Here is a 26032-nt window from a genome sequence, read left to right on the forward strand (position 1 = left end):
AAGGACTCTTGATGCAATATTCTGAAATCATGGTGCGCTACGGCGAATTGTCCACTAAGGGCAAGAACCGCAACGCATTTATCGGCCGCCTCACCGGCAACGTCACCAAGGCGCTACACGAATTTCCGCAATTGACCATTCGCCCTAAGCGCGATCGCCTGCACATCGAGCTCAACGGCGAGGACTCTGATGCCGTGATGGCGCGCTTGCGCCTGGTATTTGGCATTCAAAACTTCTCCGCCAGCGTGGCGGTGCCAAAAGACATGGCGCAGGTGCACGACGTGGCGTTGCAGCTCATGAACGAAACGGCGCCTCAAGGCAGTAGCTACAAGGTCGCCACACACCGCTCCGATCACACCTTCGAGTTGGACACCAACGGCATGAACCTGAATCTTGGCGATTTTCTCACGGAGGCCCGCCCAGATTTGGTGGTTAAAATGAAGCACCCCGACGTGACCTTGCGCGTCGAGGTCCGGCGAGAAGCGATTTACCTCTCGACGCTGACCGAACTTGGTGCCGGTGGGTTGCCCGTCGGCACGGCCGGCAAAGGGGTGTTGATGCTCAGCGGCGGCATTGATTCGCCGGTGGCCGGGTATTATGCCTTGAAGCGCGGCGTCGACATCGAAATGGTGCACTTCTTCAGCCCGCCGTACACGAGTCAAAATGCGTTGGCCAAGGCTAAGCAGCTGACCGCCAAGCTCGCCCCTTATGTCGGGAGCATCCACTTCATCGAAGTGCCGTTCACGGAGATTCAAGAAACGGTGAAGGCCGGCGTGCCGGAAGGGTACCTGATGACCATTCAGCGCCGCTTCATGTTGCGGCTCACCGAAGCCATCGCCAAGCAGCGCGGGGCGTTAGCCATTTTCAACGGGGAATCCGTTGGCCAGGTGGCGTCGCAAACGCTTGAAAGTATGGTGGCCATCAACGATGTCACCACGATGCCGATTATTCGGCCGGTGGCGACGATGGACAAAAACGAAATCATCAAGGTGGCAGAAGACATCGATACCTTTGACTTGTCGATCATGCCGTTTGAAGACTGCTGCACGATTTTCGCGCCGCCTCGTCCGAAGACGAAGCCGAATCTCGACAAGACGCGTTATTATGAAAGCAAACTCGATGTGACCGGGTTGGTCGAGCGGGCGCTGGCTGGCATCAAGCAAAGCGACATTCGCGCCTCCGACGAGTTTATGAATCAAGAACAAGATTTAATTGCCGAATTACTTTAATCCCGACCAACGCTTGCAGAAGGCGTTGGTTTTTATTTTGGCCTGTGCTAAAATTAAATGTGAAATGGTTAACAAACTATTTGGAGGTGCCGGTATGAGCGAGCAAAATAGGCGAATCCCGCGCGCGACGATTCGGCGAATTCCGTTATACTATCGGGCAATTGAGCAACTGCAGCGGCAAGGGGTCCAGCGCGTGCGGTCCGACCGGTTAAGCGAAATCATCCATATTCCTTCCGCCACGATTCGCAGAGACTTTTCCCATTTCGGCGAGCTGGGCAAAAGCGGCTATGGCTATTCCGTGAGTCGCCTGGCCGCTGCGTTTGGCGCGTTACTCGAGGTGGAGTCCGCCGAGCACATCGCCATCATCGGCGTTGGTGGACTCGGGCGGGCCTTGATCGTGAATAATTTTCGTCGCAATCCTGACTTAACGATTGTGGTCGCCTTCGATATCGATCCGGCCAAGGTGGGGCAGTCGATTGCCGGCGTGCCGGTGTATGCCTTCACCGAATTGGCCCAACGCCTGCCACCCGGTGTGCACACGGCCATCATGGCGGTGCCTTCTGCCGCTCAAGCAGCGGTGGTGCCGGTATTGGAAAACGCGGGGGTCACGGCGATTATGACCTTCGCGCCGCTGCCGGTGCAGTGCCGCCCGACGACGACGATTCGCTACATCGACTTGACCTCGGAATTACAAAGTCTGTTATTTACCGCCCGGCAACGCGAAGCGCAGGTGGCCAAAGTCGATTGACCGTTGCTCCCAACGGCGCGGTGGGCTATAATGCCCTTAACGCATTGACCAAGAGGGTGACGTCGAGGTGGTTCAGCGACGAGGCGGCTGGTGAAAGCCTCGCATCGCGACGTCATTGTAGCTTGTGAGCTGTCGACCCGAACTTTGAGTAAGGCCGACCGGGACCACCCGTTAGCAGGACTTGAGTGGGGGCTGTGGCCCCAAGTTAGGTGGTACCGCGAGCATGCTCGTCCTATGTGAATAGGGCGAGTTTTTTTGTCGACAATTTCTGCTCACAATCTTGGTCACTCAATATGAAGGAGGAAGTTAATATGAGTGAAGAACTTGCACCAAAGTTTGATCCCCAGGCGGTCGAAGCCGGGCGGTACCAAACTTGGTTGGATCAAGGCGTCTTCAAGCCGTCTGGGGATCCCAAGGCGAAGCCATACAGCATCGTGATTCCGCCACCAAATGTCACGGGCAAGTTGCACCTCGGCCACGCCTGGGACACGACGCTACAAGACATGATCATTCGCCAAAAGCGCATGCAAGGCTACGACACACTGTGGCTGCCTGGCATGGATCATGCCGGCATCGCCACGCAGGCGAAGGTGGAAACCAAGTTGCGCAAGGAAGGCATCTCTCGCTACGACCTCGGGCGCGACAAGTTTGTCGAGAAGGTTTGGGAGTGGAAGGACGAATTTGCCGCCACGATCAAGACGCAGTGGGGCAAAATGGGCCTGTCGCTGGATTATTCTCGCGAGCGCTTTACCCTCGACGACGGGTTAAGTCAAGCCGTGCGCAAGGTCTTCGTCGACCTCTACAACAAGGGGCTGATTTATCGTGGGGAATACATCGTCAACTGGGATCCCCAGGCGCGCACCGCGCTGTCCGACATCGAAGTGATTCACGAAGACGACCAGGGTGCATTTTACCATTTGATTTATAAATTTGCCGATGGGACGCCGGGCGGCATCGAAATAGCCACCACGCGGCCGGAGACGATGTTTGGCGATACCGCCGTGGCCGTGAATGCCCACGACGAACGCTATACCGCGGTGGTCGGGAAAAAGGTCATCGTGCCAGGCGTCGGCCGAGAGATTCCCATCATCACCGACGAACATGCCGATCCCGAGTTTGGCACCGGGGCGGTGAAGATCACGCCGGCGCATGACCCGAACGACTTTCAAGTCGGCAACCGCCACCACTTGGCCCGCATTAACTGTATGAACGACGACGGCACGATGAACGAAAACGCTGGCCAGTATCAGGGCCAAGACCGCTTCGAGTGCCGCGAAAACTTGGTCAAGGCGCTGCAGGCCAGCGGCGACTTGATCAAAATTGAGCCAATCGTCCACAGCGTTGGCCATTCCGAACGCACCGGGGTGCAGGTCGAAGCCCGGCTGTCGACGCAGTGGTTCGTCAAGATGAAGCCACTGGCTGAGGCCTCGATCAAGAATCAGGAAGGGCCGAACAAGGTCAACTTTGTCCCGGAACGCTTCGAGCACACCTTCTTGAACTGGATGAACAACATTCACGACTGGGTCATTTCCCGCCAGCTGTGGTGGGGCCATCGGATTCCGGCGTGGTACAACAAGCAAACCGGTGAAACGTATGTCGGCATGGAAGCCCCAGCAGACGCCGAAAACTGGGAGCAAGATCCCGATGTTTTGGACACCTGGTTTAGCTCCGCGCTGTGGCCATTTTCCACGCTGGGGTGGCCAAACACCGATGCCGCCGACTACAAGCGCTACTACCCGACGGACACGCTGGTCACCGGCTACGACATCATTCCGTTTTGGGTTGCCCGGATGATTTTCCAAGGCCTCGAGTTCACCGGTCAGCGGCCGTTTAAAAACACGCTGATTCACGGTTTGATTCGCGACGAACAAGGCCGCAAGATGAGCAAGTCCTTGGGTAACGGCATCGACCCGATGGATGTCATCGACAAGTACGGTGCCGACGCCTTGCGCTGGTTCTTGGTCAACGGCTCGACGCCTGGCCAGGATACCCGTTTTTCCTGGAAGGCGATTGGGGCCAGCTGGAACTTTATCAATAAAATCTGGAACATGTCGCGGTTCGTCTTGATGAATCTCGGCGACACCAAAGCGACCGATCAGCCAGATCCGGCTAGCTTCGACTTGTCGGATCAGTGGGTGTTCGCCCGGCTGAACGACACGATTGCCAGCGTTACGGCGAAGTTCGATAAGTTCGAGTTCGGGGAAGCCGAGCGCGACTTGTACAACTTTATCTGGAACGAGCTAGCCGACTGGTACATCGAAATGGCCAAGGAAGTCCTGTACGGGGATGACGAAGCGGCCAAGACGGCCAAGCGCGTCAACCTGCGCTACGTCCTCGACCAAGTGCTGCGGCTCTTGCACCCAATCATGCCATTCGTCACGGAAAAGATTTGGCTGACGATGCCGCATGTCGGCGAGTCCATCGTGGTGGCCAGCTATCCGGTCACGCATGCCGAGTTTGAAAATGACGCGGCAGTGGCGCAGATGAATGCGATCATCGAATTGATCCGGGCCGTCCGCGGCATTCGCACGGAGGTCAACGCCCCGTTAAGCAAACCGCTGGACATTCAAATCAAGCTCCAGGATGCGGCGCTAGCGCCGGTGTTCCAGGACAATTTTGCGTTCATCGATTACTTCATTCACAGCAAAGCCTTTGAAGTCGGGGTCGACCTCGAGGCGCCGGCGTTGAGTGCCAGCGCCGTGATCAACGGCGCGACGATTTACGTCCCGTTGGCTGAATTGATTGATTTAGATGATGAAATTGCCAAGCTGCAAAAAGAAAGCAAGCGGTTGGCCGGCGACATCACCAAGTTTGAGAAAAAGTTGGGCAATGCTGGGTTCCTCGCCCAAGCCCCTGCCGATGTGGTCACGGCCCAGCAACAAAAGCTGGCCGATGCTCAGGCCAAACAGGCGGCGACGCAGGCGCGAATTGCCGAGTTACAAGCGGCCAAATAATCAGTGACACGCGCCTCACCGGCTTCACGGTGAGGCGTTTTTTTGTTGCCGAAAGTGGGGGGTCACCAAGCATTATTGCGGGGAGAGGCGTATACTGAAAGAACGCTTCTTTTTAGTCAATACGGCTGGTGCGCCCAGACAGCGCGACAGCCGTGTGGTATAATTACCGCAATAATATGGATTGGGTTTCGCACAACCGAACAAGGAGTCTAGTAAAATGACGAAAAAACGCGCTTGGATTATTGAGGTAGTGGCCGCGGTGGCTGTGGTCATCGGCGGGAGCTATACCGCCCGCGGCTTACATTATCAGCACCGGTTTCTGCCGCATACCCAATTGCTTGGGGTGAACATTGGGGGCAAAACCGTCGCGGCGGCCGAACAAGCGGTGACGCGCGGCGTGCAACAAGAGCGCTTTGCGTTCAAGGAAAACGGGGCGACTAAGCTCACCGCTACTGGCGCGAAGCTGGGGTTAACCGTCAAGTATACGGCGCAGCTGCAAAAGTTAATGAAGGCGCAAAATCCGTGGGGCTTTAGCGCCGCCACGGTGGTCGCCGGCACCAAGGATACCGATATCAAGGCCTTGACGACAGGCGCCACCTTCACCGCGTTCATGCAGGAAACCGCCAAGCAGTTGAATACCAACCGCCGCGCGCCGCAAAACGCCAAGGTCGTCGCGTCTGGCGACAAGTTCGTCGTCCAAAAAGAAAAAGCCGGTAACACCATCGATCCTCAGTTACTCGGTGCCGCGGTGGCCAAAAGCGTTTTGGCTGGCAAGCATACGGTCGCGTTGGCGAGTGCCTATGCGGAGCCTCAGGTGCGGTCGACGAGCAAGAAGTTGATCGCCGAGGCCAAGACGTTAACCAAGACCCAAAACTTCACGGGGACCTTGACCATCGAGAAGCAACAGGTCACGCTGTCGGCCAAGGAAATTCATTCCTGGATTTCTGCGACTAACGGCAAGATTACCGTTGACCAAACCAAGGCCGCCGCGTATGTGGCTAAGCTCGCTAAGCAGTACAACACTTACGGCAAGTCGCAAACGTTCAAGTCGACCAAGCGCGGCACGGTCACTGTGCCGGCCGGCACGTATGGTTGGAGTATCGATCAAGCCACGACCACGGCTAAACTGGTGGCGAATATTCAAGCCGGCAAGCCGTTCACCCAGGCCGTGGCCACGCAAGGCGCCGGCTACAACAAGGATGGCGACGGGTCGCTGATCGGCAAGACCTACGTCGAAGTCGACAAGGTCAACCAGCACGAATGGTACTACCAAGACGGCAAGCTGGTGTTGGATTCCCCGATTGTGACCGGGAAGCCGAACCAGGCGACGCCAAGCGGTGTGTTCTTCGTTTGGGCGAAGAAGCGCAACGCGACGCTCCGCGGGAAAAACGACGACGGTTCCAAGTACGCGAGTCCCGTCAGTTACTGGATGCCAATCGATTACACCGGGGTTGGCTTGCATGATTCGCCTTGGCAGCCGACGTATGGTGGGGATTGGTACAAGCTCCACGGCTCGCACGGCTGTGTGAATAATCCGCCAACATTTATGGCCAAGTTGTATGCGGCCGTTGCGCTGGGGACGCCGGTTGTAGTTTATTAAGCTTCATCACGCCACCGCATTCGCGGTGGCGTTTTTGATTGCTGCGGGTTAACCTTGCGTTCGGCTAATAAAATGAGATAATGATGACAAATATGTGAGGAGTTGATTCTTTTGGATTTTAATGAAGTTGCGTATACGCGACCAGATCCAGACGCCGTTATCGCTACCGCCAAGGCGGGCGCCGCAGACATGGCGCAAGCCACTAGCCCGGAAGCGGCGTTGGCCGTCGCCAAGCGCATGACCGCGTACTTTAATGACGTGGACTCGGCTGCCATCATCGCCAACACGCGGCACACCATCGACACGCGCGACGCCTTTTACAAGCAGGAAAGCGATTTTTGGGATAATTTTGAGCCGCAACTGGATAGCGCCACGACCGATTATCTGAAGGCCGTCTTGGCCAGCCCATACCAAGAGGCACTCAGCGAGATTTACCCGAAGCCGTTCATGTTGCAGGCCAAGAATCAACTGCGCACGGAAAGCCCAGACGTGATTGGCTTGAAGCAGCAGGCCAATGCCTTGAGCAGCGAGTACACGAACCTGATTGCTAGCGCGCAAATCGATTTTCAAGGCCAGACCTACACCTTGGCGCAACTCGGCCCGTTTCGCGACGACAAGAATCGCGCCGTGCGCAAGGCGGCCAATGAAGCTTACTGGGGCTTTTTTGCCCAGCACGAGGCGACCTTTGACCGCATCTACGATGACATGGTGAAGACCCGCACCGAAATCGCGCACAAGCTGGGCTTTGCTGATTACTCGGCGATGAGCTACGCCTTCATGAACCGGTTTGACTACGACGAAGCCATGGTCAGCACCTACCGCCATGAGGTGTTAACCAAAGTGGTCCCGCTGGTGCAAAAACAACGCGCCAAGCAGGCCGCGCGACTCGGGTTGGACCACCTCGCGTATTACGATCTCGGCGTGCAGTTCACCACCGGGAACCCGAAGCCAACCGGGACCAGCGCAGAGCTCGTGGCGACGGCCCAACAAATGTATCACGACATGTCACCTGAAGCTGGAGAATTTTTCGATAAGATGGTCACTGACCACCTGTTGGACCTGTTGGCCAAGCCTGGCAAGGCCAGCGGCGGTTATTGTGAATTCATTCCGTCGCTGCAGGCGCCGTTTATTTTTTCCAACTTCAACGGCACCAGCGATGACGTCGACGTGTTGACCCACGAAGCCGGCCACGCCTTTCAGACCTATCTGGCGCGCTGGATTCAGCCGTCCGGGTTGCAGTTCCCGACGTTTGAAGCGGCCGAAATTTTCTCCATGAGCATGGAGTTTATCGCCTACCCGTGGATGCCAAAGTTCTTCGGCGACCAAACCGACAAGCGGCTATATAGCCACCTGCAGTCCGCCTTGGAGTTTTTGCCTTATGGCATCTTAGTCGACCATTTTCAACATGAGGTCTACACGCATCCCGACTGGACGCCGGCGCAGCGCAAGGCTTGCTGGCGGGAGTTGGAGCAGCAGTACTGTCCGGACAAGGATTACAGCGAGAATCCGGACTTGGCTCGCGGCATTTACTGGATGCGCCAGGGGCACATCTTTGAATCCCCGTTTTATTACATCGACTACACCATCGCGCAAGTCATCGCCTACCAGTTCTGGAAGCGATTCAACGTCGATCACGACGAGACCGCATGGACGGATTACGTGACGATGGCGAAGGCCGGTGGGAGTAAAACGCTGTTGGAGCTGATTAAACTCGGCCACCTCCGCTCACCGTTTGAACCAGGGGCCTTAGATTCGACGTTGACCGCCATCAGCGAAGCTTTAGACGCCGTTGACGACCAAGCCATCGACCGGTAAAAAAACATCGCGCCGCCTCTTTCAACTGAAAGGGGCGGCGCGATGTTGCGTTATTCGGCCACCAAGACAATTTTGCCTGGGGCGTGGTGGGTCTCTAGCAATTCGTGCCCGGCAATCACGCCGGCCGTGGAAAACGGCAGGCGGGCGATGATGGGTAGCGTCACATGCGCGGCCAACGCGGTGGTCATCGCCGGTGCAAAGGCGTCGAGGTGCGTGAGGGCCGTGCTTTGAATATCGGCGCGGGGCGCAGGATCGGCTGTACCGCCGGTGGTGATGAGCAGCCCACCAGGTTTCAAAGTCGTGGCGGCGGCACCGTGATCGGCCCCGCCGGCCACGGCGTTGACGGCCGCATCCGCTTGGCCGGCAAAAGCTGCGGCATGGGCGTAATCCGCCACGGCAGTCGCCCCAAGTGTGTGTAAATAGTCGAGATTGTTGGGACTGGCCAGCGCCAGCACCCGGAGCTTTGCGGCCAGTGCCAGTTGCACCAGCACGGCACCCACGCCGCCGCTGGCGCCAGCGACGGCCACCGTGGCGCCGGCTGGCAGGGCCAATTGATCTAAAATCGTGACGGCGGCGATGCTCACTTGCGGCAGCCCCGCCGCCGTGGCGACAGCCAGATTCGCCGGATTGGCGACAAGCTTGCCTACCGAGGCGGTGACAAATTCACTGTAACCGCCAATCGGCCGGTAGTTCAGCACCACGTCGCCCAGCGCGAAGCCGGTCACGTCGGCCCCTAACGCCGTGATGGTGCCGACGACATCGGTGCCAGGCACGATGGGAAACTTTAACGGCCGCACTGCGGCTTGTTCACCGCGGCGCAGGCTGGCATCATAAGGGTTCAAGCCCACCGCCAACACGCGCAGCTGCACTTGGCCAGCTTTTGGGGTCGGCGGGTCGGCGGGCAGCCGGTGGAAGACATTGGGGTCGCCAAAAGTCGTGAAGCCAAATCGCGCCATCGAATCATCCTTTCTGCTGGCGCAACCAAGATTGCGCCGCTTGCAGTTCAGCTGCATTAATGCCGTGGCCAAAGTCATGCGCATAGGTGGTCACCGTTGCCCCACTTAAGCGCAAGGCCGTCATCAGCGCCTGAAACCCGGTTTCACTCAGGTGGGGATCTTGGCGGCCATACGACGCCCACACCGCCAGCGGTTCGATTTCCGCACCGGCGATGGCGCCGCTGATGGTGGGATGAAACAATAAGGCGCGGCGAAACGGCACCGGCTGAGTGACCATGGCGTAGGCGGCGAGGTCAGCGCCGTTGGAGAAGCCCAGTAACGTCGGCGCGTGGGTGAGCCCTTGCGCGGATAAAGTCGCTTCGATGTGAGCCATCAGCGTGGTAGCCGCTTCCTGCAGGCTGGCCGGATGCGGCGAGCCATCGGGCAGGTGCCGAAAATAAGTGGTTCGCCCATCTTCGACCAACGGTGCCGCCACGGCGAGCACCGGCGCCGCCGGATTGAAGCGCTGGGCAATGGGAATTAAATCCTGCGGCCGACCGCCATGGCCATGGAGCAGGATAAAGGGCGATAGGGTGGCATCGCCAGGGATGAAGACATCGTGCATGTGACCACCGCCTTTCCAGAATAATGGTAACCGATTTTCCCGGGAGACGCGAACATTTCGATGCGCCGGTCAGACAAAAAAAGAGCCGCTGGCGCGACTCGACGTTACCGTAACGCATTGACCAATAACGCAACGACGGCCACCACTGCGGCCCATCCGCACACGCGGCGAGGTAGGCTGGCGTCGCGTTGGCGCACCATGGTGACCAGCCACCCCACCATGGCCACGACGCACACGATGGCACTGCCGACGAAGACGACTGCGGTCAACCACCCCAAAATCGACATCAGGCCGTCTCGTGGTGGGTTTGGCGTTCGGCGAGGGCGGCCAACTGCCGCGCCTTGGCCCGAATCTCCGCCGGTGGCGCCTGCGGTAGCGTGAAGTGGGTGACCATTTTGTGGGGATCAAAGTCGTCAGTCACCGATACCTGTGAATAGAAGACATCGGGTTCGGTGGCCGCGGGGATGGTGGTCAGCGTGTACGCGGTCAGGGCCGCTTCGCCGGCGGGGAGGTGCTTGAGAAAATCGGCCAGCACCCGGTAGGAGTAGTAGGCGGCTTCCTCGTAATTCTCACCGACGGCTTGCGCAGCAGGAATATTGGGAAAACTGATCTCATACCCGTGGGCGGTTTTCTTGTTCTTTGCGATGAAATTATAGTGTCGAATCGCCGCTGCCATTTGCCTCACCTTTCAGTCTTGTTTTCTATTATTATAGCACGATTAAAAATCATTTCAATAAATGACAACTCTTTAATTGTCGAATCCCGCCCCAACTTTTTCAGCGGCGTGGGTTGCAATTTCAGGGGCTTATCGCTATACTCTTACATGTTGTTGCGGTTGTAGTTTAGTGGTAAAACTCCAGCTTCCCAAGCTGGCGTCGCGAGTTCGATTCTCGTCAACCGCTGCAGGGCTGGCGCATCTTGCCAGTTTTTTATTTTGATTCAGAGGAAGCCAAATAGCCGGCACAGTGAACTCGCGGATGGTGGAAGCGAGAGCGGTGATTTGGGGGCGCGCTGATGACACAAGTGGATACATCGAGTGGACAATTTGTCAATGAGAGTGGTACCGCGGGGTGACTCGTCTCTCTTGAAGCATTCGCTTCAAGGAGACGAGTCTTTTTGCGGATTGAGGAGGAAATCATGGATTTTAAACAGCAGGTCGTGACCGCATTGCACCAGGCAATCGGCGACACGATTCCGGAAGCACAACTGATGCAGCTGATCGAAACGCCAAAAAGTGCCGATTTAGGGGATTACGCGTTTCCAACGTTTAGCCTCGCCAAGGTGTTGCGGCAGGCGCCCAAGCAAATTGCGGCAGACCTGGTGACCAAAATCGACGCCAGCTCCTTTGAACAGGTGCAAGCCGTGGGCGGCTACGTGAACTTTTTCTTGCCAAAGGTCGCGTATGCCCACGAGCTGTTGACCACCATTGCCGCCGACCCGGCGCATTACGGTGACGCCACGGTCGGCCATGGCAATGTGCCAATCGACATGAGTAGCCCCAACATCGCCAAGCCGATGAGCATGGGCCATTTGCGGAGCACCGTCATCGGCAACGCGTTGGCGAATATTCTCACCAAGGTCGGCTATTCGCCGATTAAGATCAACCACCTGGGCGACTGGGGCACCCAGTTCGGTAAGCTGATCGTCGCTTACCGCAAGTGGGGCAACGAAGCGGATGTGCGCCGCGACCCGATTCATTATCTCGTGCAATACTACGTCCAGTTCCACGAAGAAGCGGAAAAGGATCCGAGCTTAGACGAGGCGGCGCGCGCCGTGTTCAAGCAGCTGGAAGACGGCGACGAAACCGTCACCGCGTTGTGGAAATGGTTCCGCTCGGCTTCGCTGAAGGAATTCAACCGCATCTATGCGATGTTGGGCATCAGCTTTGACTCGTACAACGGCGAGGCGTTTTACAACGACAAGATGGATGCGGTCGTGGCCGAGCTGACCGACAAGCACCTATTGCACGAAAGCCAAGGGGCGGAAATCGTCGACCTCAGTCAATACGACTTGAACCCGGCCCTGATTAAAAAGTCCGACGGCGCCACCTTGTACATGACGCGGGACCTAGCGGCGGCAATTTATCGCCACGACCACTACGACTTCGTGCAAAGCCTGTATGTCGTCGGCAACGAGCAGCGCGAGCACTTCCAGCAGCTCAAGGCCGTGTTGAAAGAAATGGGCCACGACTGGGCCGATGACATTCACCACATTCCGTTTGGCCTGATTACCTCCGGCGGGAAGAAATTGTCGACGCGCAAGGGCAACATCATCTTGCTCGAGCGCGTGCTCAACGACGCCATCGACCTGGCGCAGCAACAAATCGCTGACAAGCACCCGGACCTGCCGGATGCCGAGACAGTGGCGCATCAAGTCGGCGTCGGTGCGGTGATTTTCCATGACTTGAAAAACGAACGGCTCGACTCGTTTGACTTCAACCTCGAAGAAGTCGTGCGCTTTGAAGGCGAAACCGGTCCTTACGTGCAATATACGAACGCTCGGGCCAACTCGATTCTGCGCAAAACAACCACGGCGCCGGCGCCTGAAGTGGCGCTGACGGATCCCAGTGCCTGGGGCGTCTTGAAGGCCCTCGGCGACTATCCCGACGTCGTCTTACGCGCGGCGCGGGAATACGAGCCGTCGGTCATCGCCAAGTACACATTGCGCTTGGCCAAGGCCTTTAACCAGTACTATGCCAACACCAAAGTCCTGGTCGATGACGCCGAATTACCGGCGCGGCTGGCGTTGGTCAAGGCCGTTAGCCTCGTCTTAGAAAACGCGCTGAGCCTGCTTGGCGTTGGCGCGCCAGAGGAAATGTAGGCGCCGCCGGTGGTGCATGCTATAATGCATACGAGGTGAATTTTTATGAACAAGTCGGAGCGCCAAGCCGCGGTTGCGCGGATTATTAACCAACAGCCCATCGCCACGCAAGATGAACTCCTTGAGGCCCTCAAGGCTGCCAACATCACGGCGACGCAGGCGACCATCAGCCGCGACGTTCGCGAGTTGAAAATCTTCAAGGCGCAAGACGCCAATGGCAACGTGCGCTACACGCTGTTCCGCGGCGATGAAGCGTCACAAATCGAGCGTCTTGGCGCGTCCATCCGCGAGGTGGGCTTGGGCATCACCCGAGTGCAGTTCATGAACGTGATCAAGACGCTGCCGAGTAACGGCAACTTGTTGGCCGCGCAAATCGACGAGATCCACTTTAAGCAGGTGGTGGGCACGTTGGCCGGTCACGACACCATTGTCGTGATTAGCCCTGACGAAGTGGCCGCCAAGTGGTTCCAGCAGCGCTACGAAAATAGTTTTGAATAAACCAAACGGGTACCGACTGGTGAAGCCGGTACCCGTTTTTGTTTGCTGTCAAAATGGCACGGGACACGTCACCGTCAAGGCCTCACCGGTAAACGGTTGGGCCAGCGTGATTTCATCGGCGTGCAGCATCAGCCGCGGCGCAGCTTCAGTGCTGTACAGCGGGTCGCCGATGATGGGAAAGCCCAGATACGCGAGGTGCACGCGCAACTGGTGCGTGCGCCCGGTGGCTAGGGTCAGCCGCACGCGGCTGACCCCGGCGGTCGTGCTCATCACGCGATAATGGGTGATGGCCGGGGCCCCGTCTGGTCGCACCATGCGCTTACGCTTGTCGGCGGGGTCGCGGCCGATTGGCGCGGTGATGGTTCCGGTTGCTGGCAAACCCGCAGGCACGAGGGCAACATAACTGCGCGCCATGGTTTTGGTGGCCAGCTGGCGGTTGAGGATATTTTGCGTGATGGGGTCGCGCGCAATCACCACCAAGCCGCTGGTTGCCATGTCCAACCGGTGGGTAATGTACGCCGGGCGCGGCGCCAAATACGCGGCGACTTGATTCAGCAAGGTGCCGGTTTCGTCCGGCCGGTTGGGGTGAGTTTTGATGCCAGTCGGTTTGTTCACCACCAGTAAGTGCGCGTCTGCATAGGCAATCGTCAAGGGCGTCGGCGCCAGCAAATATTGCGGCGGGGTGGCGTCGACGATGGTCATGGTAACCACGTCGCCGGGGTTCACCGGTTCGTTAAAATGGCGGTACTGGTCATTGACCAAGACGCGGCGGTGAATGCGCAACTCATGGCGCTGCGTCTTCGGCACCTGCCACGTGGTCAGGGCCGCGCGCAGGCTCGCGGCCGAGTGTGTGACCGTGACGCGTAAGGTAAATTCCATGGTGGCCTCCAATCGGCAGTTTTTTCGTTTTCGCTAAGTTCGGGCTGGGGGCCGACAAGCGGCCGGAGTCTGTATGCTACAATAACAAGGATTATCGACACGGGGAGGTGTTGGCTTGACAATCCTGAATCGCGTTTGGGCAGCCATCAAGCCCGCCTTGAAGCAAGGGGGGCATTTGGTGGGCTGGGTCTTCCGGCGCTTCCAGCTCATTCGGTGGGGCATCTTACTGGTGCTCACCTTGATTTTGTGTGCCTCTGCGTGGTTCACCTACCAAGCCAAAACCGCCGATGTCCAAACGGTGAAAAGCAGTCTGCAAACACGGACGACGCTGTATGATCGCAAGGACAAGCGCGCGGGGATGCTGTACGGGCAAAAAGGCACCTATGTGGAGCTCGATAAGATTTCCCCCGAGGTCCAAAACGCCGTGATTTCCACGGAGGACCGGTCGTTTTATACGAACTGGGGGTTTTCCATCAAGGGCATTTTGCGCTCGGTACTGGGGCTGATCATCCATCACGGCCAAATCAGTGGCGGCGGTAGCACCATCACCCAGCAGCTGGCCAAGAACACGCTGCTGTCGCAGAAACAAACCTTCCTGCGCAAGGCGCAGGAGCTGTTTCTCGCGGTGCAATTGACTAAAGTTTACTCTAAAAAAGACATTCTGACGATGTACCTCAACAATGCCTACTTTGGCAACGGGGTGTGGGGCGTGGAAGACGCCAGCCTGCGCTACTTCGGCAAACACGCTAGCGCCCTGACTGCCAGTGAAGGTGCGACGCTGGCGGCGATGCTGCGCAACCCCAGTTACTATAACCCGTTGGATCACATGGATAACGCCATTGCTCGGCGCAACTTGGTGCTGGGGCTGATGGTGGATAACGGCAAGCTGACGGCGGCACAGGCCGCCTCGGCCAAGGCCAGCCGCCTCACGTTAAAAGACGCCTACACGGCTTATTCCCAGGAGCGCTACCCGTATTTCTTCGATGCTGTCATCGAAGAGGCGTGGCAAGATGGCATCAGCCAAGACGATATCGTCAACAAGGGGTACAAAGTTTACACGACGCTGGACACCACCTACCAAACGCAGCTGCAAACCGCGTTTGACAACGACGCCGCGTTTCCGGCGGCGGCCAGCGACGGGACTAAACCGCAGGCCGCTAGCGTTGTGGTGGATCCCCATACTGGCGGCGTCATGGCCGTCGTCGGCGCTCGCGGCAAGCACGTTTACCTCGGTAGCAATTACGCCACGCAGCTGCAACGTTCGCCTGGCTCAACCATTAAGCCGCTGATGGTGTACACGCCAGCGCTAGAAAATGGCTACTCCTATGACTCAATGCTGGAAGACAAAAAGCTCAGCTACGGCACGAATCATTACACGCCGACCAACCCCACCGGCCAGTACCTAGGGAAGACGCCGATGTACAACGCCTTGGCGCAGTCACTCAACGCGCCGGCGGTGTGGTTGCTCAACAAGATTGGCGTCCAAACCGGCGTCGATTCCCTGCAACGCTTCGGCATCACACTGAAGAAAAAGGATCAAAACCTGGCAGCGGCCTTGGGCGGGGTGACCACCGGGTTTTCCCCGCTGACTATGGCGCGGGCGTATTCTGCCTTTGCCAACGGCGGCACGTTGCCACAAACGCATTTTATTCGCAAGATTGTGGATGCCACCGGCAAAACGGTCGTGGACAACACTAAAGTCGATGCCAAGCGCATCATGAAGAAGCAAGTCGCCACGGAGATGACTAGCATGATGCTCGGTACGTTCAAGTATGGCACGGGCGTTTCGGCGCAACCCTATGGCTACACGGTGGCCGGCAAAACTGGCTCCACCGAGGTTCCGGATAGCTGGGGCTACGGGACGCGTGACCAGTGGGTGGTTGGCTACACGCCGGACATGGTAGTGGCGACTTGGGTCGGTTTTACCACCACCGACGCGAACCATTTCCTGCAAGGCACCAGCGAGTCTGGCGTGGCCGGAATTTTCAAGACGGAGATGGAAGCGATGCTGCCGTATTCGCCACACACTAGCTTCAACACCGAAGACGCCAAGGCCAAGGCAACGGTTCAAGCGGACAGTGCTGATGGCAGCGGTGACGTCTGGCAGTCGATTGGCGACGGGATTAAAAATGGGTTAGATACCGCCAAATCGAAAGTCAGTCAATGGTACAATGACGTTAAGGGCCTTTTCGGAGGCAACTAATACATCCACGAAATGAGGCGCCACATGGCAAATATTTACGACACCGCGAACCAAATGGCTCAAGACTTGAAGGCCAGCCAGCAGTTTCAAGAAGTCCAAAAGGCTTACGACCTGCTGAAGCTTGACGCAATGGGCTGGGCGCTGTTCCAGCAATTCCAAAGTAAGCAAGCTGAGCTCCAACAAAAGCAGGCCAGCGGTCAGGAAGTCACGCAAGACGACATCACTGCCATTCAAGACCTGGGCAATAAGATGCAAAACATTCAGCCCGTGCAGGATCTGATGGCCAAGGAACAGATTCTCTTCAACATGATGGACGAATTGAACCGCGTTATCGCCCAGCCGATTGTGGATCTGTACCAAACCAACGACCAGTCGACGCCCGCCAAGGACTAGGTTGGCCAGTCGCCACGTTCACGCGAACGTGGCGATTTTTCGTGGCATTCATGGTATGCTAAAGGCAAATACGAGAGGTGAAAGCATGGCAAAACAAATCTTCGATTATCAAAATGGTGACGAAATGAAGCTGGCGGTGTTGATCAAGTCCGCCGAAGTGCGCGTGGCGAAAAATGGCAAGAAGTTTATCGCCTTTAATTTTCAAGACGCTTCCGGCCATATCTCCGCGAAGTTTTGGGACGCTACCGATGCTGACATCGAGCAGTTCAAGCCAGGCGAGGTGGTGCGCCTAGCCGGCAAGCGCGAGCTGTACCAAGGCAATCCACAGGTCAAGATTTATAACATGCGCTTGGCCACCCAAGAAGAAGGCAACGATCCGGCCAAATACGTCGAATCCGCCCCGGAAAGCGCCGATGACATGGGGGAGGAGCTTAACGACTTCATCTTCCAAATCACCAACGCCAACTGGAACCGGATTGTGCGCAAGCTCTTAGGCGATCACAAGCAGGCATTTTTGACCTACCCGGCTGCCAAGGCGCTGCACCATGCCTTCGCCGGTGGGTTGGCCTTCCATACCTTAAGCATTCTGCGCCTCGCCAAAAGCGTGGCCGAACAATACAGCAGTGTGAACCGCTCATTGCTGTATACCGGCGCGATTTTGCATGATTTAGGCAAAACGATGGAACTGTCCGGGCCGGTATCGACTGACTACACCATCGAAGGCAACCTGATCGGCCACATCGTGTTGGTCGACGAGGCGATCGTTCAAGTCGCGGGACAGTTGAAAATCGACATTCACGGCGAGGACATGATGATGTTGCGGCACATGGTGTTGGCGCACCACGGCTTGCTGGAATACGGTTCGCCTGTGCGCCCGGAGCTGCTCGAGGCGCAGATCTTGCATAACCTCGATGAGCTCGACGCCGAGATCAACATGATGACCGGCGCCTATCAACACACCGAACCAGGCACGTTTACCGAGCGCCTCTTCGGGATGGACAACCGGCGTTTTTATCGCCCGCAAAATGGACAAACCTATCCGGATCCCAAATAAAAAAATTGCGCGTCTTGGCGACATGCCGAGGCGCGCAATTTTTTCGATTAAAAAACCCTCGCCAACGGGTGGCGAGGGACTGGTACTTAGTTGGCGGCGCTCGTAGAAGCGGCGCTGCTACTGCTGTCGAGGTAAACCGACAGGACGTCTTTCAAGTCGTTATCCTTGATGGAGACGTTCGCCTTCTTCAAGACCTTCTTCATGATGCTGGTCATGACGGTCGTATCGGATTGCCAAGTGGTGTAAAGCTGCTTCTTCAACGTGGCGGTGTGATCGCTCATGTTGCCCTTGCCAGGGTTCTTGATCGAGCGAATGACGTGATAGCCATAGCTCGTCTTGACTGGCGTCGTGGTGTAAGTGCCTTGCTTCAAGGCGAAGGCGGCCTTCTTGAACGTGGCATCGAGTTGCGTGTCGGTGTTGTCAAACGCCGGGATCTTGCCGGCATCGGATGCCGTCGCGGTATCGGTGCTGTACTTCTTGGCCAGCTTCTTGAAGTTGGCTTCGGAGTTGTCCTTCTTCAGCTCGGCGATGATGGTCTTCGCCGTGCTTTCTTTTTTGACCAGGATGTGTTGAACCGTGATCTTTGGTTGGTACTTGGCCCATTGCTTCTTGATTTGTTTTTGCGTTGGCTTCTTGAGGTCCTTCAACGCCACTTCAGAAAGCAGGGACGTCTTGACTTGTTCCTTGAAGGACTTGGTCGTGTAGCCACTTTGCTGCAGCACGGAGCTGAAGCTCGTACCGTAGTTGGCCTTGATCTTGTTGTATTGCTTGGTGACCTTCTTGTCGCTGACCTTGTCACCATATTGTTGTTCCAAGGCTTTCAAAACAATCATGTTCCGCAACGTCGACTGGCCAGTGGTGCTGTCCTTCATTTCGTTGTAGAACTCATCCTTGGTGATCTTGGCGCCTTTCATGTTGGCCACCGTGCCGCTTGAACAAGCAGCTAAAGTCGTGGCTAACAGCAGTGTCGCCAAACCGACGATCCATTTTTTCATAAGGTTTCCACATCCTAATTCGTTTTGTAGTGTCGCACGTGCTCTAATATAGCACAATGTCGAATTCTCTGCCGGAACTTCACACAAGTTTCACACTTGCGGGTCGTCAGGCGACAGGTCGGAGACGGCCGCATCGATGCGATCGAGGTGTTCGCCAATCTGGGTCAGCTGCGGCTGGGTCTGAAACTGAAAGTCGTTCACCGCGTCTTCAATGCCGGCCATGGCCGGCGCTAAGTCGGTGGTAAGCGTGTGTTGCAGTTGCTGGCCGGCTTCCTTCAAGTGGGTCACGCTGGCCGTGACGGCGGTGGTGCCATCGGCGATGCCGGTGACATAATCCGTCAGGGCTTGCTGCGATTGCCGACCAGTGCGCTTGGCCGTCAACAGCCCATACACCGTCCCGACCACGGCGCCGAACAGTAATCCAGTGCTGAATTTGGCCATTTAGTCCACCACCTTTGCGCGGATGCTGGCGGCCACTTGTTCCAGTGCCGCGGCGTCGTATTGCGCGCTGTGGTCACCGAAGTGGATATTGAAGTCATCGTCTGCGGAATACCGCGGAATGAGGTGGATGTGGGAATGAAACACGCTTTGGTAGGCGAGTTCCCCGTTGTTGTTCAAGATGTTGAGCCCCTGAATCGCGGGGTCGCTGGCTTTAATCGCGCGGGCAATCTTGGGCAGGCGCGCAAACACGGCCGCGGCCAACTCCGTATCATAGGCATAGATATCCGGCACGTGGCGCTTTGGGACGACCAGCGTGTGGCCCTTGGTGGCTTGGCTGATGTCGAGAAAGGCGAGGACGGTGTCGTCTTCATAAACCTTGGTGCTTGGAATCTTACCGGCGATAATCTGACAAAAAATACAGTCTTCCATAGTAAATCCTCTTTCCTCAGCTGAATTTAGTTGGTTCCATGCTATCATATAGGGAAGTGAAAGAATAGTTGAGGTAACGCGCATGAGCTTAGAAATTCAACAATTGACCGGCGGCTATGGCACCATGCCGGTGATTCAACAACTTGAATTTACCGTTCCGGCCGGCAGCATCGTCGGGTTAATCGGGTTAAACGGGGCCGGAAAGTCGACCACCATCAAGCACATCATCGGGCTATTGACGCCGATGAGCGGCAGCATCGCCATCGACGGCAAGACCTTGGCCAGCGACCCAGACGGCTATCGTGCCGCCTTGGCCTATGTGCCGGAAACGCCGGTGCTGTATCCAGAGTTGACGCTGCGCGAACACATCGACTTGACGATTATGGCCTATGCGCTGGACCGCAAGCAGGCCTGGCAGCGCGCCGAGGCCATGCTGGCCAAGTTTCGCCTGGCCAACAAGCTCGAGTGGTTTCCGGCTAATTTCTCCAAGGGGATGAAGCAAAAGGTCATGATTGTGATGGCCTTCATCACCGACGCCGAGGTTTTCATCATCGACGAGCCCTTCACCGGCTTGGATCCACTCGCGGTGCACGACTTGTTGGATTTGGTGCAGGAAAAACGGGCGGGTGGCGCCGCCGTGTTGATGTCGACGCATATCCTCGCCACCGCCGAGCAATACGCCGACAGCTTCGTGTTGCTTCAAGACGGCAAGGTGCGCGCCACCGGCGACATGGCCGCGCTTCAGGCGCAGTTTAACCTGCCGGCAGGAACCCTGGATGATATTTACATGGCGATGACGGAGGCGGCCCATGAATGAGCTGTGGCGAAAACGGCTCCGCGCCCATTTGCGCGGGCAGATGAAATACCTGCGCCTCGTGTTTAACGACCACTTCGTCTTGGTGTTAATCATTCTCTTTGGGGCCTTGTTGTATGGTTACAGCCAGGTGCTGAAAAGCTTGACGGTCAGTTGGTGGCTGGTGCCGCTCGTGGCGCTGGCGCTTAGTTTAGTCGGCCAACTGGGGGGACTGGCGAGTCTGGCAGAACCGGCCGACGCCACGTTTTTGCTGCCGCAAACGCAGGCCTATTCGCGCTACTTATTTAAAGCGCGCCGGTACAGCCTGTGGTTGCCAGCCACGATTTTGGTGTTGGCGACGCTGGCGGCTTGGCCGTTGATCGGCGTGGTGCACCACACGGATTGGACGCAGCTGGTGACCTTGGGGGTCGCGGTCTTGGTATTCAAGGACCTCGAGTTATGGTTGCGCCTGTTGCGCTTGTACCGGCAGCCGCAAATCGCAGGCTGGGGCCGGTTGGCACTTTGGGGTGGCGAATGGGTCGCCATCATGCTTGGCTTGTGGTGGCATCCGGCCATTACGATGGCGCTGGCCTTGGCCGTCAACTTATTATTCCGCTGGCATCTCACCACTTGGTTCACCCCGGCCAAACTCGACTGGCTCGGGATGATTGCCCAAGAAGACCATCGCATGAGCCGAATTTATCGCTTCTACAATTTATTCACCGATGTGCCTGGCTTAAGCAGCGGGGTGAGTCGGCGCCGGTGGTTGGATCCGCTGGCAAAATTGGTGCGCCGGCGGCCAGAGCGGCTGTGGGATTTCCTGTATGTCCGCGGGTTTTTGCGGCGCACGGAGTGGAGTGGCTTGACCTTGCGCCTCGCGCTAATCGGGGCGGTGGTCGAGGCGCTGGCGAGTCAGTGGTGGCTGGCGGCGATCTTGGCGGCAGTCGTCGTGTATTTGATTGGCTTTCAGCTTTTGCCGTTTTACCTGGTGTATGATGAAATCGTCTTTTCTCAACTGTACCCGAACCAGGACCGGCTGCCAGCGTTTCGCCGCTTGGTCGCCCGCGTGCTCGGCGGCGTGAGCGTGGCCTTGGCCGCCGGCGCATTGGTCGCCAACTGGGTGACGGCCCTTGTGGTGTTGGGCGTGGCCGGCGGCGTCAGCCTCGCGTTTTGCGTCTGGTATTTGCCGTGGCGCCTGGCGCCGAAGCAGGCTTGACGCGGCCGGGTCGCCTTGGGTAAGATGGGAACATGTTGCTTTGCGCCATCATGCGCCAAAGGAGTAATGGTATGGATTTCGATCTCGACCCTGGATGGTCCCTCGAGCCGGTTGGCGGGACCACAGGAGGCGCCTATTTAGGCGTCCACGCACATGAGAAATACTTTTTAAAACGAAATGCGTCCCCCTTTCTGGCGGCCTTATCCGTGACCGGCATCACGCCGAAGCTGATTTGGACCAAACGCATTTCAACTGGTGATGTCCTCACCGCCCAGGAGTGGCTGAACGGCCAAACGCTGACCCGCGCGCAAATGAATTCGCCGCGAGTCGCGCAACTCTTGGCCAAGGTTCATGAGTCTGCGCTGTTGCGGCGGATGCTGGTGAAGGTCAACGGCGTGGTCATGACGGCGGCGATGGTGCGCGAGCGGACGTTGTTGCGGCTGCCGGCGGAGTTGCGCAACCACGCGCTGGTGCAAACGGCGATTGCCGCCTTGGCGGTGGCGCCGGCTGCACCGAGCCGCCTCACCGTGTTGCACGGCGACCTCAACCACAAAAACTGGTTGCTTTCCGATACCGACCGGTTATATCTGGTGGACTGGGACCAGGCGGCCTTAGGCGATCGCGCCTTTGACCTCGCCAGCGTCTTGGTGCCGTATGTGCCGACAGCGGAATGGGGCACTTGGCTGGCCGCGTATGGCCTGCCGCCTGATGCCGACTTAGCCGCGCGCTTGCGGTGGTATGGGGTGGTCAACTTACTCGGTGAGCTGGCGCGCACCTACCACGCGCAACGCTACACGGAAATGAACCAATACTTACTTGCCTTACAAGGGCTGCTTGAGCGCCCATTGGATACTTTCAACGCGTGACCGTGGCCACGCGTTTTGTTTCGCCGCGGCTCGGCCGCAGAAAGGATCACCATGCGTTTACGGAACAAACCTTGGGCGGCACCATTAATTGCCGCACACCCAGAATGGATTTCAGTGCGACCGGTTGGCATGATTGGAAAGTGGCAGGACCGCTTTGCTCAAAGCCAACCCCTAGCGTTAGAAGTTGGATCTGGCAAGGGCCAATTCATCATCGGCATGGCCCAAGCCCATCCTGAGCAAAACTTCATCGCCTTAGAGATTCAAGAAGTCGCTATCGCGTATATTTTGCGCAAGCAAGTCGAGCTGCAGCTGCCGAATCTGCAGCTGATTCTCGGCGACGGGGCGGCCTTGACGGATTATTTTGCGCCAGGTGAAATCAGCCAGCTGTTCCTCAATTTTTCCGACCCTTGGCCCAAGTCGCGCCACGAAAAGCGCCGCTTGACGTATCGGCACTTCTTAGCCGAGGACCAAGCGATCCTGGCTAGCGACGGGCGCCTGCAATTCAAGACGGACAACCAAGGCTTCTTCGAGTATTCCCTTGTCAGCATGAACAATTTTGGCATGACGTTCGACCTCGTGGCGCTGGATCTGCACCACGACGCGCGAGTCACTGACAACATTGAAACCGAGTATGAGCAGAAGTTTGCCTCGCGCGGCGGGCGAATTTATGAACTGGTGGCGCATTTTCCCACTAAAAAAGACACGCCTGCGCGTGCCTAACCGTCAAGCCGTCAACCGGGCCAAGTAGGTGATGGCGCCGGTTTCGGCAATGTCGAATTCATAAGTCACCGGCCGGCCCGCCTGCAGAACTGTCAAGCCGCCGTGATAGGAAGCCACCAAATGATTAGCCACATAGCCGGCCCGCGGGGTCTGGTCGATCCAGCCCCCGGTGATCGGGCCCTTAGCGGCCAGCGCCAGTTGCGCCTTGCGGTACAGGCGGTTGGGTAATACCTGGTGCCAGTAGCGGGTGGTTAGATAAGCTGCCGCTGCAGTCGTGGCCGCTGCCAAGCCGGCAGCCAGCGTGAATAAGCGAGTCGTTGATTTCACCAGCGTCATCCTTTCGTCGTCGATAGGTGCAGTATAGGTGACTAGCGGCGCTTGCACAAGTGCCAGCGGCCGGCTATACTATTCTTATCAAAGGTAAGTGGAGGAATGTGCCATGAAGAAATTTGACACGAACGAAGAAATTGTCAAGGCCAGCCAAGCCGCTGGGAAAAAGATGTTATTTTTCAGTGCGGACTGGTGCCCAGATTGCCGCTTCATCAAGCCGGCAATGCCTGAAATCGAGGCGGAGTACCCGGATTACGACTTTATTTATGTTGATCGCGATGATAACATTGACGTGGCCCAAGACATGGGCGTCTTCGGGATTCCGAGCTTTATTGCGTTTGCCAATGGCAAGGAAACTGGGCGCTTTGTCAACAAGGACCGCAAAACTAAGCAAGAGGTTGAAAGCTTCATCAACGGCCTCCCTGCCTAATCAATTTGGAGGAACACATGCTCATTACCAGTTATAACCGGCGCGCTTTTGGGGACACGTTGATTGCCATTCTCGGCCCGGACCAGCAGCCCCAAACCGTCTCGCAACAAGGTGACGTCGTTGGCATTTTTGCTGGGGACACCGCAATTGGCTTCAACTTTCACCATGTCGCGCAGTGGGGCGTAACGGGCTTAACTGACGGCCAGGTGTTCCTCAGTGAGTCACAGATTGCCAGCTTAAATGCGGCGTTAGCCGCGGCCGGTTTTACCACCAAGCTGGCGGCTGACACCACGCCGAAGCTGGTCATTGGTAAGGTGCTCAAGCTGACGCCGCATCCGGACTCCGATCACCTGCAAGTCGCGCAAGTCGACCTTGGGGCTCAGCAGGTGCAAATTGTCTGCGGTGCCCCCAACGTCGCCGCCGGTCAAACGGTGGTCGCCGCGATTCCCGGCGCCATGATGCCAAACGGGCAATTGATTTGGCCTGGCCAGTTGCGTGGCGTCGATTCTTACGGCATGTTGTGCGCGGCGCGAGAGCTGGCAATTCCCGGCGCTCCGCAGCGGCGCGGCATCTTAATTATGCCAGACGACTTACCCGCGGGCCAAGCCTTTGACCCAACGCTAGCCGAGCAAGTCGTTGCCGCCCAAAATTAATTGAATCTGTTCAAATGAACCGCTTTGCGAAATTTATTTGCGAAGCGGATTTTTTTGACCAGAAAGCAGGCGGCATGATGCAAATGACCAGTGGCTTGATCATGTTGGCGACGCTTGGTGGGTGGTGGCCAACCGGTGGGAATGTGATTCCCGAAACCCAAGCACCGGTGGCAACGGTGTTACCCGGGGATGCGTTACAACAATCGGTGATTGGGGTAGACACGCGCAAGATTATCGGTGCGACGAAGACGTACCCTTACCGCGCGATCGTCAGAATCCGGGTGCACTTTCCCAAGTTGGCCGCCAACATCGACGTGCAAGGCACCGGGACCTTGATTGGCAATGATACCGTCCTCACCGCGGGCCACGTGTTGTATGATCGCACCCTTGGCGGCTGGGCGACGCGAGTGCAAGTCGCCCCTGGTGCGGGCAAAACCGGTACGCCTTACGGGATTGTCAGCGGCCGACAGTGGACGGTGCCGACGCAATACAGTTCGACAGGCAAGGCGAGTGCCGATCTTGGCGTCATCAAGCTGGCGACACCCATCGGTAAAACCACGGGTTATCTGGGGTTAACCAGTGCCATGCCGGCCGGCACGCGCGTGACGCTGGCGGGGTACGCCGTGGCGGCAGGCGGCAACCTTGGCGTGGCCACCGGCAATCTGCAGACGGTGAGTGGTGGCATGGCTACCTACACGCTTGATACGTCTGCCGGTGATAGCGGCAGCGGCTTATTTTCCACCACGCATCGCATCGGCGTCGTGCACACACTGGGGAGCAGCACGATGAACGAAGGGGTGGCGTTAACGGCAGCCTGGGTGGCGTGGCTGAATCAATGGCGGGCCAAGGCGACCAGCGTTGCCGCCAATCACCTGGTGACCATCACCAAGCCGCTGACCATTTGGCAAACGGTCACGTTTCAACGCAAGGTCGCCACTGCCCGCCTTGGCACCGTGTACCGGGTGCGCCGAGAATATTTGGCGCCCAATGGGTATTATTATGACGCCTTGTATGACGGCACCGGGAAATTGCGCGGGGTGATCAATCGCGGGGCGGTGACAACGCTGAAGGCCACACCGGTCCGGCAGTGGCAGGTGGTTCGCCGCGTCGGTTATACCCGGTGGCAAAATCTATTCTGGACCAAGCGCAAAGGCACGACGACCGCGTGGCGCGGGCGTCGGGTCTACGTGGCGACGCGGTATCGCCTCGGCAACGGGGTCAGCTATGCATCGCTGTACACGCGGCCTGGTGGCACCTGGCTGGGCTTTGTGAATGTCAGTGCGCTGGGGTAACAAATTGCCGGCGCCACGCAATAGAGCGCTGTGTTAAAATAGTAGCATTGACGAAACGTCGGGTGACCAATCCGGGTGGCTGAGCATCACCGTACCCTTGGCACCACGACAGAA

At 57.4% G+C, this 26032-nt stretch carries 26 protein-coding genes, 1 tRNA gene and 1 other annotated feature; of the genes, 18 read left to right on the forward strand and 9 right to left on the reverse strand.

The window, feature by feature from the left end; translation table 11 throughout:
* Nucleotides 1–11 precede the first annotated feature (11 nt).
* The 5 genes from thiI (at nucleotide 12) to FD02_RS00265 (ending at nucleotide 8346) form a co-directional block, all read left to right on the forward strand.
* Nucleotides 12–1229 (forward strand): tRNA uracil 4-sulfurtransferase ThiI, encoded by a 1218-nt coding sequence (gene thiI, locus FD02_RS00245; protein WP_056949807.1) that lies wholly within the window; start codon nucleotides 12–14, stop codon nucleotides 1227–1229.
* 94 nt (nucleotides 1230–1323) lie between these two features.
* Entirely contained in the window at nucleotides 1324–1977 is a 654-nt protein-coding gene (locus tag FD02_RS00250) for a redox-sensing transcriptional repressor Rex (protein ID WP_054722543.1), read from the forward strand.
* Nucleotides 1978–2012: 35 nt separating this feature from the next.
* Nucleotides 2013–2215: a binding site (T-box leader), on the forward strand.
* A 73-nt stretch (nucleotides 2216–2288) separates the two neighbouring features.
* Complete coding sequence (locus FD02_RS00255; protein ID WP_156408190.1) at nucleotides 2289–4931, forward strand: valine--tRNA ligase; 2643 nt, start codon at nucleotides 2289–2291, stop codon at nucleotides 4929–4931.
* A gap of 217 nt (nucleotides 4932–5148) precedes the next feature.
* The gene (locus FD02_RS00260) at nucleotides 5149–6531 is read left to right on the forward strand and encodes a L,D-transpeptidase family protein (protein WP_056949809.1); all 1383 of its coding nucleotides are present in this window, start codon (nucleotides 5149–5151) and stop codon (nucleotides 6529–6531) included.
* A 111-nt stretch (nucleotides 6532–6642) separates the two neighbouring features.
* Nucleotides 6643–8346, forward strand: coding sequence for a M3 family oligoendopeptidase (locus FD02_RS00265; RefSeq protein ID WP_056949810.1), 1704 nt, complete (start codon nucleotides 6643–6645; stop codon nucleotides 8344–8346).
* A gap of 50 nt (nucleotides 8347–8396) precedes the next feature.
* Here the strand turns inward: FD02_RS00265 and FD02_RS00270 are convergent, their stop codons facing one another.
* The 4 genes from FD02_RS00270 to FD02_RS00285 all read right to left on the reverse strand — a co-directional run bounded on the left by FD02_RS00270 (nucleotide 8397) and on the right by FD02_RS00285 (nucleotide 10582).
* Nucleotides 8397–9302, reverse strand: coding sequence for an alcohol dehydrogenase catalytic domain-containing protein (locus FD02_RS00270; protein WP_056949811.1), 906 nt, complete (start codon nucleotides 9300–9302; stop codon nucleotides 8397–8399).
* A gap of 4 nt (nucleotides 9303–9306) precedes the next feature.
* On the reverse strand, nucleotides 9307–9906 hold the full coding sequence (locus FD02_RS00275; RefSeq protein WP_056949812.1) for an alpha/beta hydrolase: 600 nt from the start codon (nucleotides 9904–9906) through the stop codon (nucleotides 9307–9309).
* 104 nt (nucleotides 9907–10010) lie between these two features.
* Nucleotides 10011–10193: a hypothetical protein gene (locus tag FD02_RS00280; RefSeq protein WP_054723098.1), complete on the reverse strand. Its 183-nt coding sequence runs from the start codon at nucleotides 10191–10193 to the stop codon at nucleotides 10011–10013.
* Nucleotides 10193–10582: a hypothetical protein gene (locus tag FD02_RS00285; protein ID WP_056949813.1), complete on the reverse strand. Its 390-nt coding sequence runs from the start codon at nucleotides 10580–10582 to the stop codon at nucleotides 10193–10195. The genes FD02_RS00280 and FD02_RS00285 overlap by 1 nt, the downstream gene beginning before the upstream one ends.
* 155 nt (nucleotides 10583–10737) lie before the next feature.
* Here FD02_RS00285 and FD02_RS00290 point away from each other — a divergent pair.
* The 3 genes from FD02_RS00290 (at nucleotide 10738) to FD02_RS00300 (ending at nucleotide 13224) form a co-directional block, all read left to right on the forward strand.
* A tRNA-Gly gene (locus FD02_RS00290) sits at nucleotides 10738–10808 on the forward strand.
* A gap of 235 nt (nucleotides 10809–11043) precedes the next feature.
* The gene (gene argS / locus FD02_RS00295) at nucleotides 11044–12726 is read left to right on the forward strand and encodes an arginine--tRNA ligase (RefSeq protein ID WP_056949814.1); all 1683 of its coding nucleotides are present in this window, start codon (nucleotides 11044–11046) and stop codon (nucleotides 12724–12726) included.
* Between the two features lie 45 nt (nucleotides 12727–12771).
* Entirely contained in the window at nucleotides 12772–13224 is a 453-nt protein-coding gene (locus FD02_RS00300) for an arginine repressor (RefSeq protein WP_054723097.1), read from the forward strand.
* A 48-nt stretch (nucleotides 13225–13272) separates the two neighbouring features.
* Here FD02_RS00300 and FD02_RS00305 read toward each other — a convergent pair whose 3' ends face one another.
* Complete coding sequence (locus FD02_RS00305; protein WP_054723096.1) at nucleotides 13273–14103, reverse strand: RluA family pseudouridine synthase; 831 nt, start codon at nucleotides 14101–14103, stop codon at nucleotides 13273–13275.
* 115 nt (nucleotides 14104–14218) lie between these two features.
* On the opposite strand from FD02_RS00305, the gene FD02_RS00310 reads away from it, so the two are divergent.
* The 3 genes from FD02_RS00310 to FD02_RS00320 all read left to right on the forward strand — a co-directional run bounded on the left by FD02_RS00310 (nucleotide 14219) and on the right by FD02_RS00320 (nucleotide 17753).
* Entirely contained in the window at nucleotides 14219–16306 is a 2088-nt protein-coding gene (locus FD02_RS00310; protein ID WP_082603251.1) for a PBP1A family penicillin-binding protein, read from the forward strand.
* A 24-nt stretch (nucleotides 16307–16330) separates the two neighbouring features.
* Nucleotides 16331–16699, forward strand: coding sequence for a YlbF family regulator (locus tag FD02_RS00315; protein ID WP_054723095.1), 369 nt, complete (start codon nucleotides 16331–16333; stop codon nucleotides 16697–16699).
* Nucleotides 16700–16784: 85 nt separating this feature from the next.
* Entirely contained in the window at nucleotides 16785–17753 is a 969-nt protein-coding gene (locus tag FD02_RS00320) for a 3'-5' exoribonuclease YhaM family protein (protein WP_056949815.1), read from the forward strand.
* 86 nt (nucleotides 17754–17839) lie between these two features.
* On the opposite strand, the gene FD02_RS00325 is transcribed toward FD02_RS00320, so the two are convergent.
* The 3 genes from FD02_RS00325 to FD02_RS00335 form a co-directional block, all read right to left on the reverse strand.
* Nucleotides 17840–18748, reverse strand: a complete 909-nt coding sequence (locus FD02_RS00325) for a peptidylprolyl isomerase (RefSeq protein WP_056949816.1) — start codon at nucleotides 18746–18748, stop codon at nucleotides 17840–17842.
* Between the two features lie 90 nt (nucleotides 18749–18838).
* Nucleotides 18839–19189, reverse strand: coding sequence for a YtxH domain-containing protein (locus FD02_RS00330; RefSeq protein ID WP_054723094.1), 351 nt, complete (start codon nucleotides 19187–19189; stop codon nucleotides 18839–18841).
* On the reverse strand, nucleotides 19190–19618 hold the full coding sequence (locus tag FD02_RS00335; RefSeq protein ID WP_056949817.1) for an HIT family protein: 429 nt from the start codon (nucleotides 19616–19618) through the stop codon (nucleotides 19190–19192). It lies immediately after the preceding gene.
* Nucleotides 19619–19700: 82 nt separating this feature from the next.
* Between FD02_RS00335 and FD02_RS00340 the strand changes: the two genes are divergently transcribed.
* The 4 genes from FD02_RS00340 (at nucleotide 19701) to trmB (ending at nucleotide 23213) form a co-directional block, all read left to right on the forward strand.
* Entirely contained in the window at nucleotides 19701–20435 is a 735-nt protein-coding gene (locus FD02_RS00340) for an ABC transporter ATP-binding protein (RefSeq protein WP_054723092.1), read from the forward strand.
* A complete protein-coding gene (locus FD02_RS00345; RefSeq protein ID WP_056949818.1) occupies nucleotides 20428–21627 on the forward strand; it encodes an ABC transporter permease in 1200 nt (399 codons plus the stop codon). The genes FD02_RS00340 and FD02_RS00345 overlap by 8 nt, the downstream gene beginning before the upstream one ends.
* Before the next feature lie 71 nt (nucleotides 21628–21698).
* On the forward strand, nucleotides 21699–22493 hold the full coding sequence (locus FD02_RS00350) for a phosphotransferase family protein (protein ID WP_054723089.1): 795 nt from the start codon (nucleotides 21699–21701) through the stop codon (nucleotides 22491–22493).
* Between the two features lie 51 nt (nucleotides 22494–22544).
* A complete protein-coding gene (gene trmB / locus FD02_RS00355) occupies nucleotides 22545–23213 on the forward strand; it encodes a tRNA (guanosine(46)-N7)-methyltransferase TrmB (RefSeq protein ID WP_056949819.1) in 669 nt (222 codons plus the stop codon).
* A gap of 3 nt (nucleotides 23214–23216) precedes the next feature.
* Here trmB and FD02_RS00360 read toward each other — a convergent pair whose 3' ends face one another.
* Nucleotides 23217–23540 (reverse strand): hypothetical protein, encoded by a 324-nt coding sequence (locus FD02_RS00360; RefSeq protein ID WP_056949820.1) that lies wholly within the window; start codon nucleotides 23538–23540, stop codon nucleotides 23217–23219.
* A gap of 112 nt (nucleotides 23541–23652) precedes the next feature.
* Here FD02_RS00360 and FD02_RS00365 point away from each other — a divergent pair, with 112 nt between their 5' ends.
* From FD02_RS00365 to FD02_RS00375, 3 genes are all read left to right on the forward strand, one after another.
* Entirely contained in the window at nucleotides 23653–23973 is a 321-nt protein-coding gene (locus FD02_RS00365) for a thioredoxin family protein (RefSeq protein ID WP_054723086.1), read from the forward strand.
* A 17-nt stretch (nucleotides 23974–23990) separates the two neighbouring features.
* Complete coding sequence (ytpR, locus tag FD02_RS00370; RefSeq protein WP_056949821.1) at nucleotides 23991–24626, forward strand: YtpR family tRNA-binding protein; 636 nt, start codon at nucleotides 23991–23993, stop codon at nucleotides 24624–24626.
* Between the two features lie 77 nt (nucleotides 24627–24703).
* The gene (locus FD02_RS00375; protein WP_162255559.1) at nucleotides 24704–25918 is read left to right on the forward strand and encodes a trypsin-like serine peptidase; all 1215 of its coding nucleotides are present in this window, start codon (nucleotides 24704–24706) and stop codon (nucleotides 25916–25918) included.
* The last annotated feature ends 114 nt before the right edge of the window (nucleotides 25919–26032 follow it).

Source organism: Lacticaseibacillus nasuensis JCM 17158 (assembly GCF_001434705.1).
Lineage (GTDB): Bacteria > Bacillota > Bacilli > Lactobacillales > Lactobacillaceae > Lacticaseibacillus > Lacticaseibacillus nasuensis.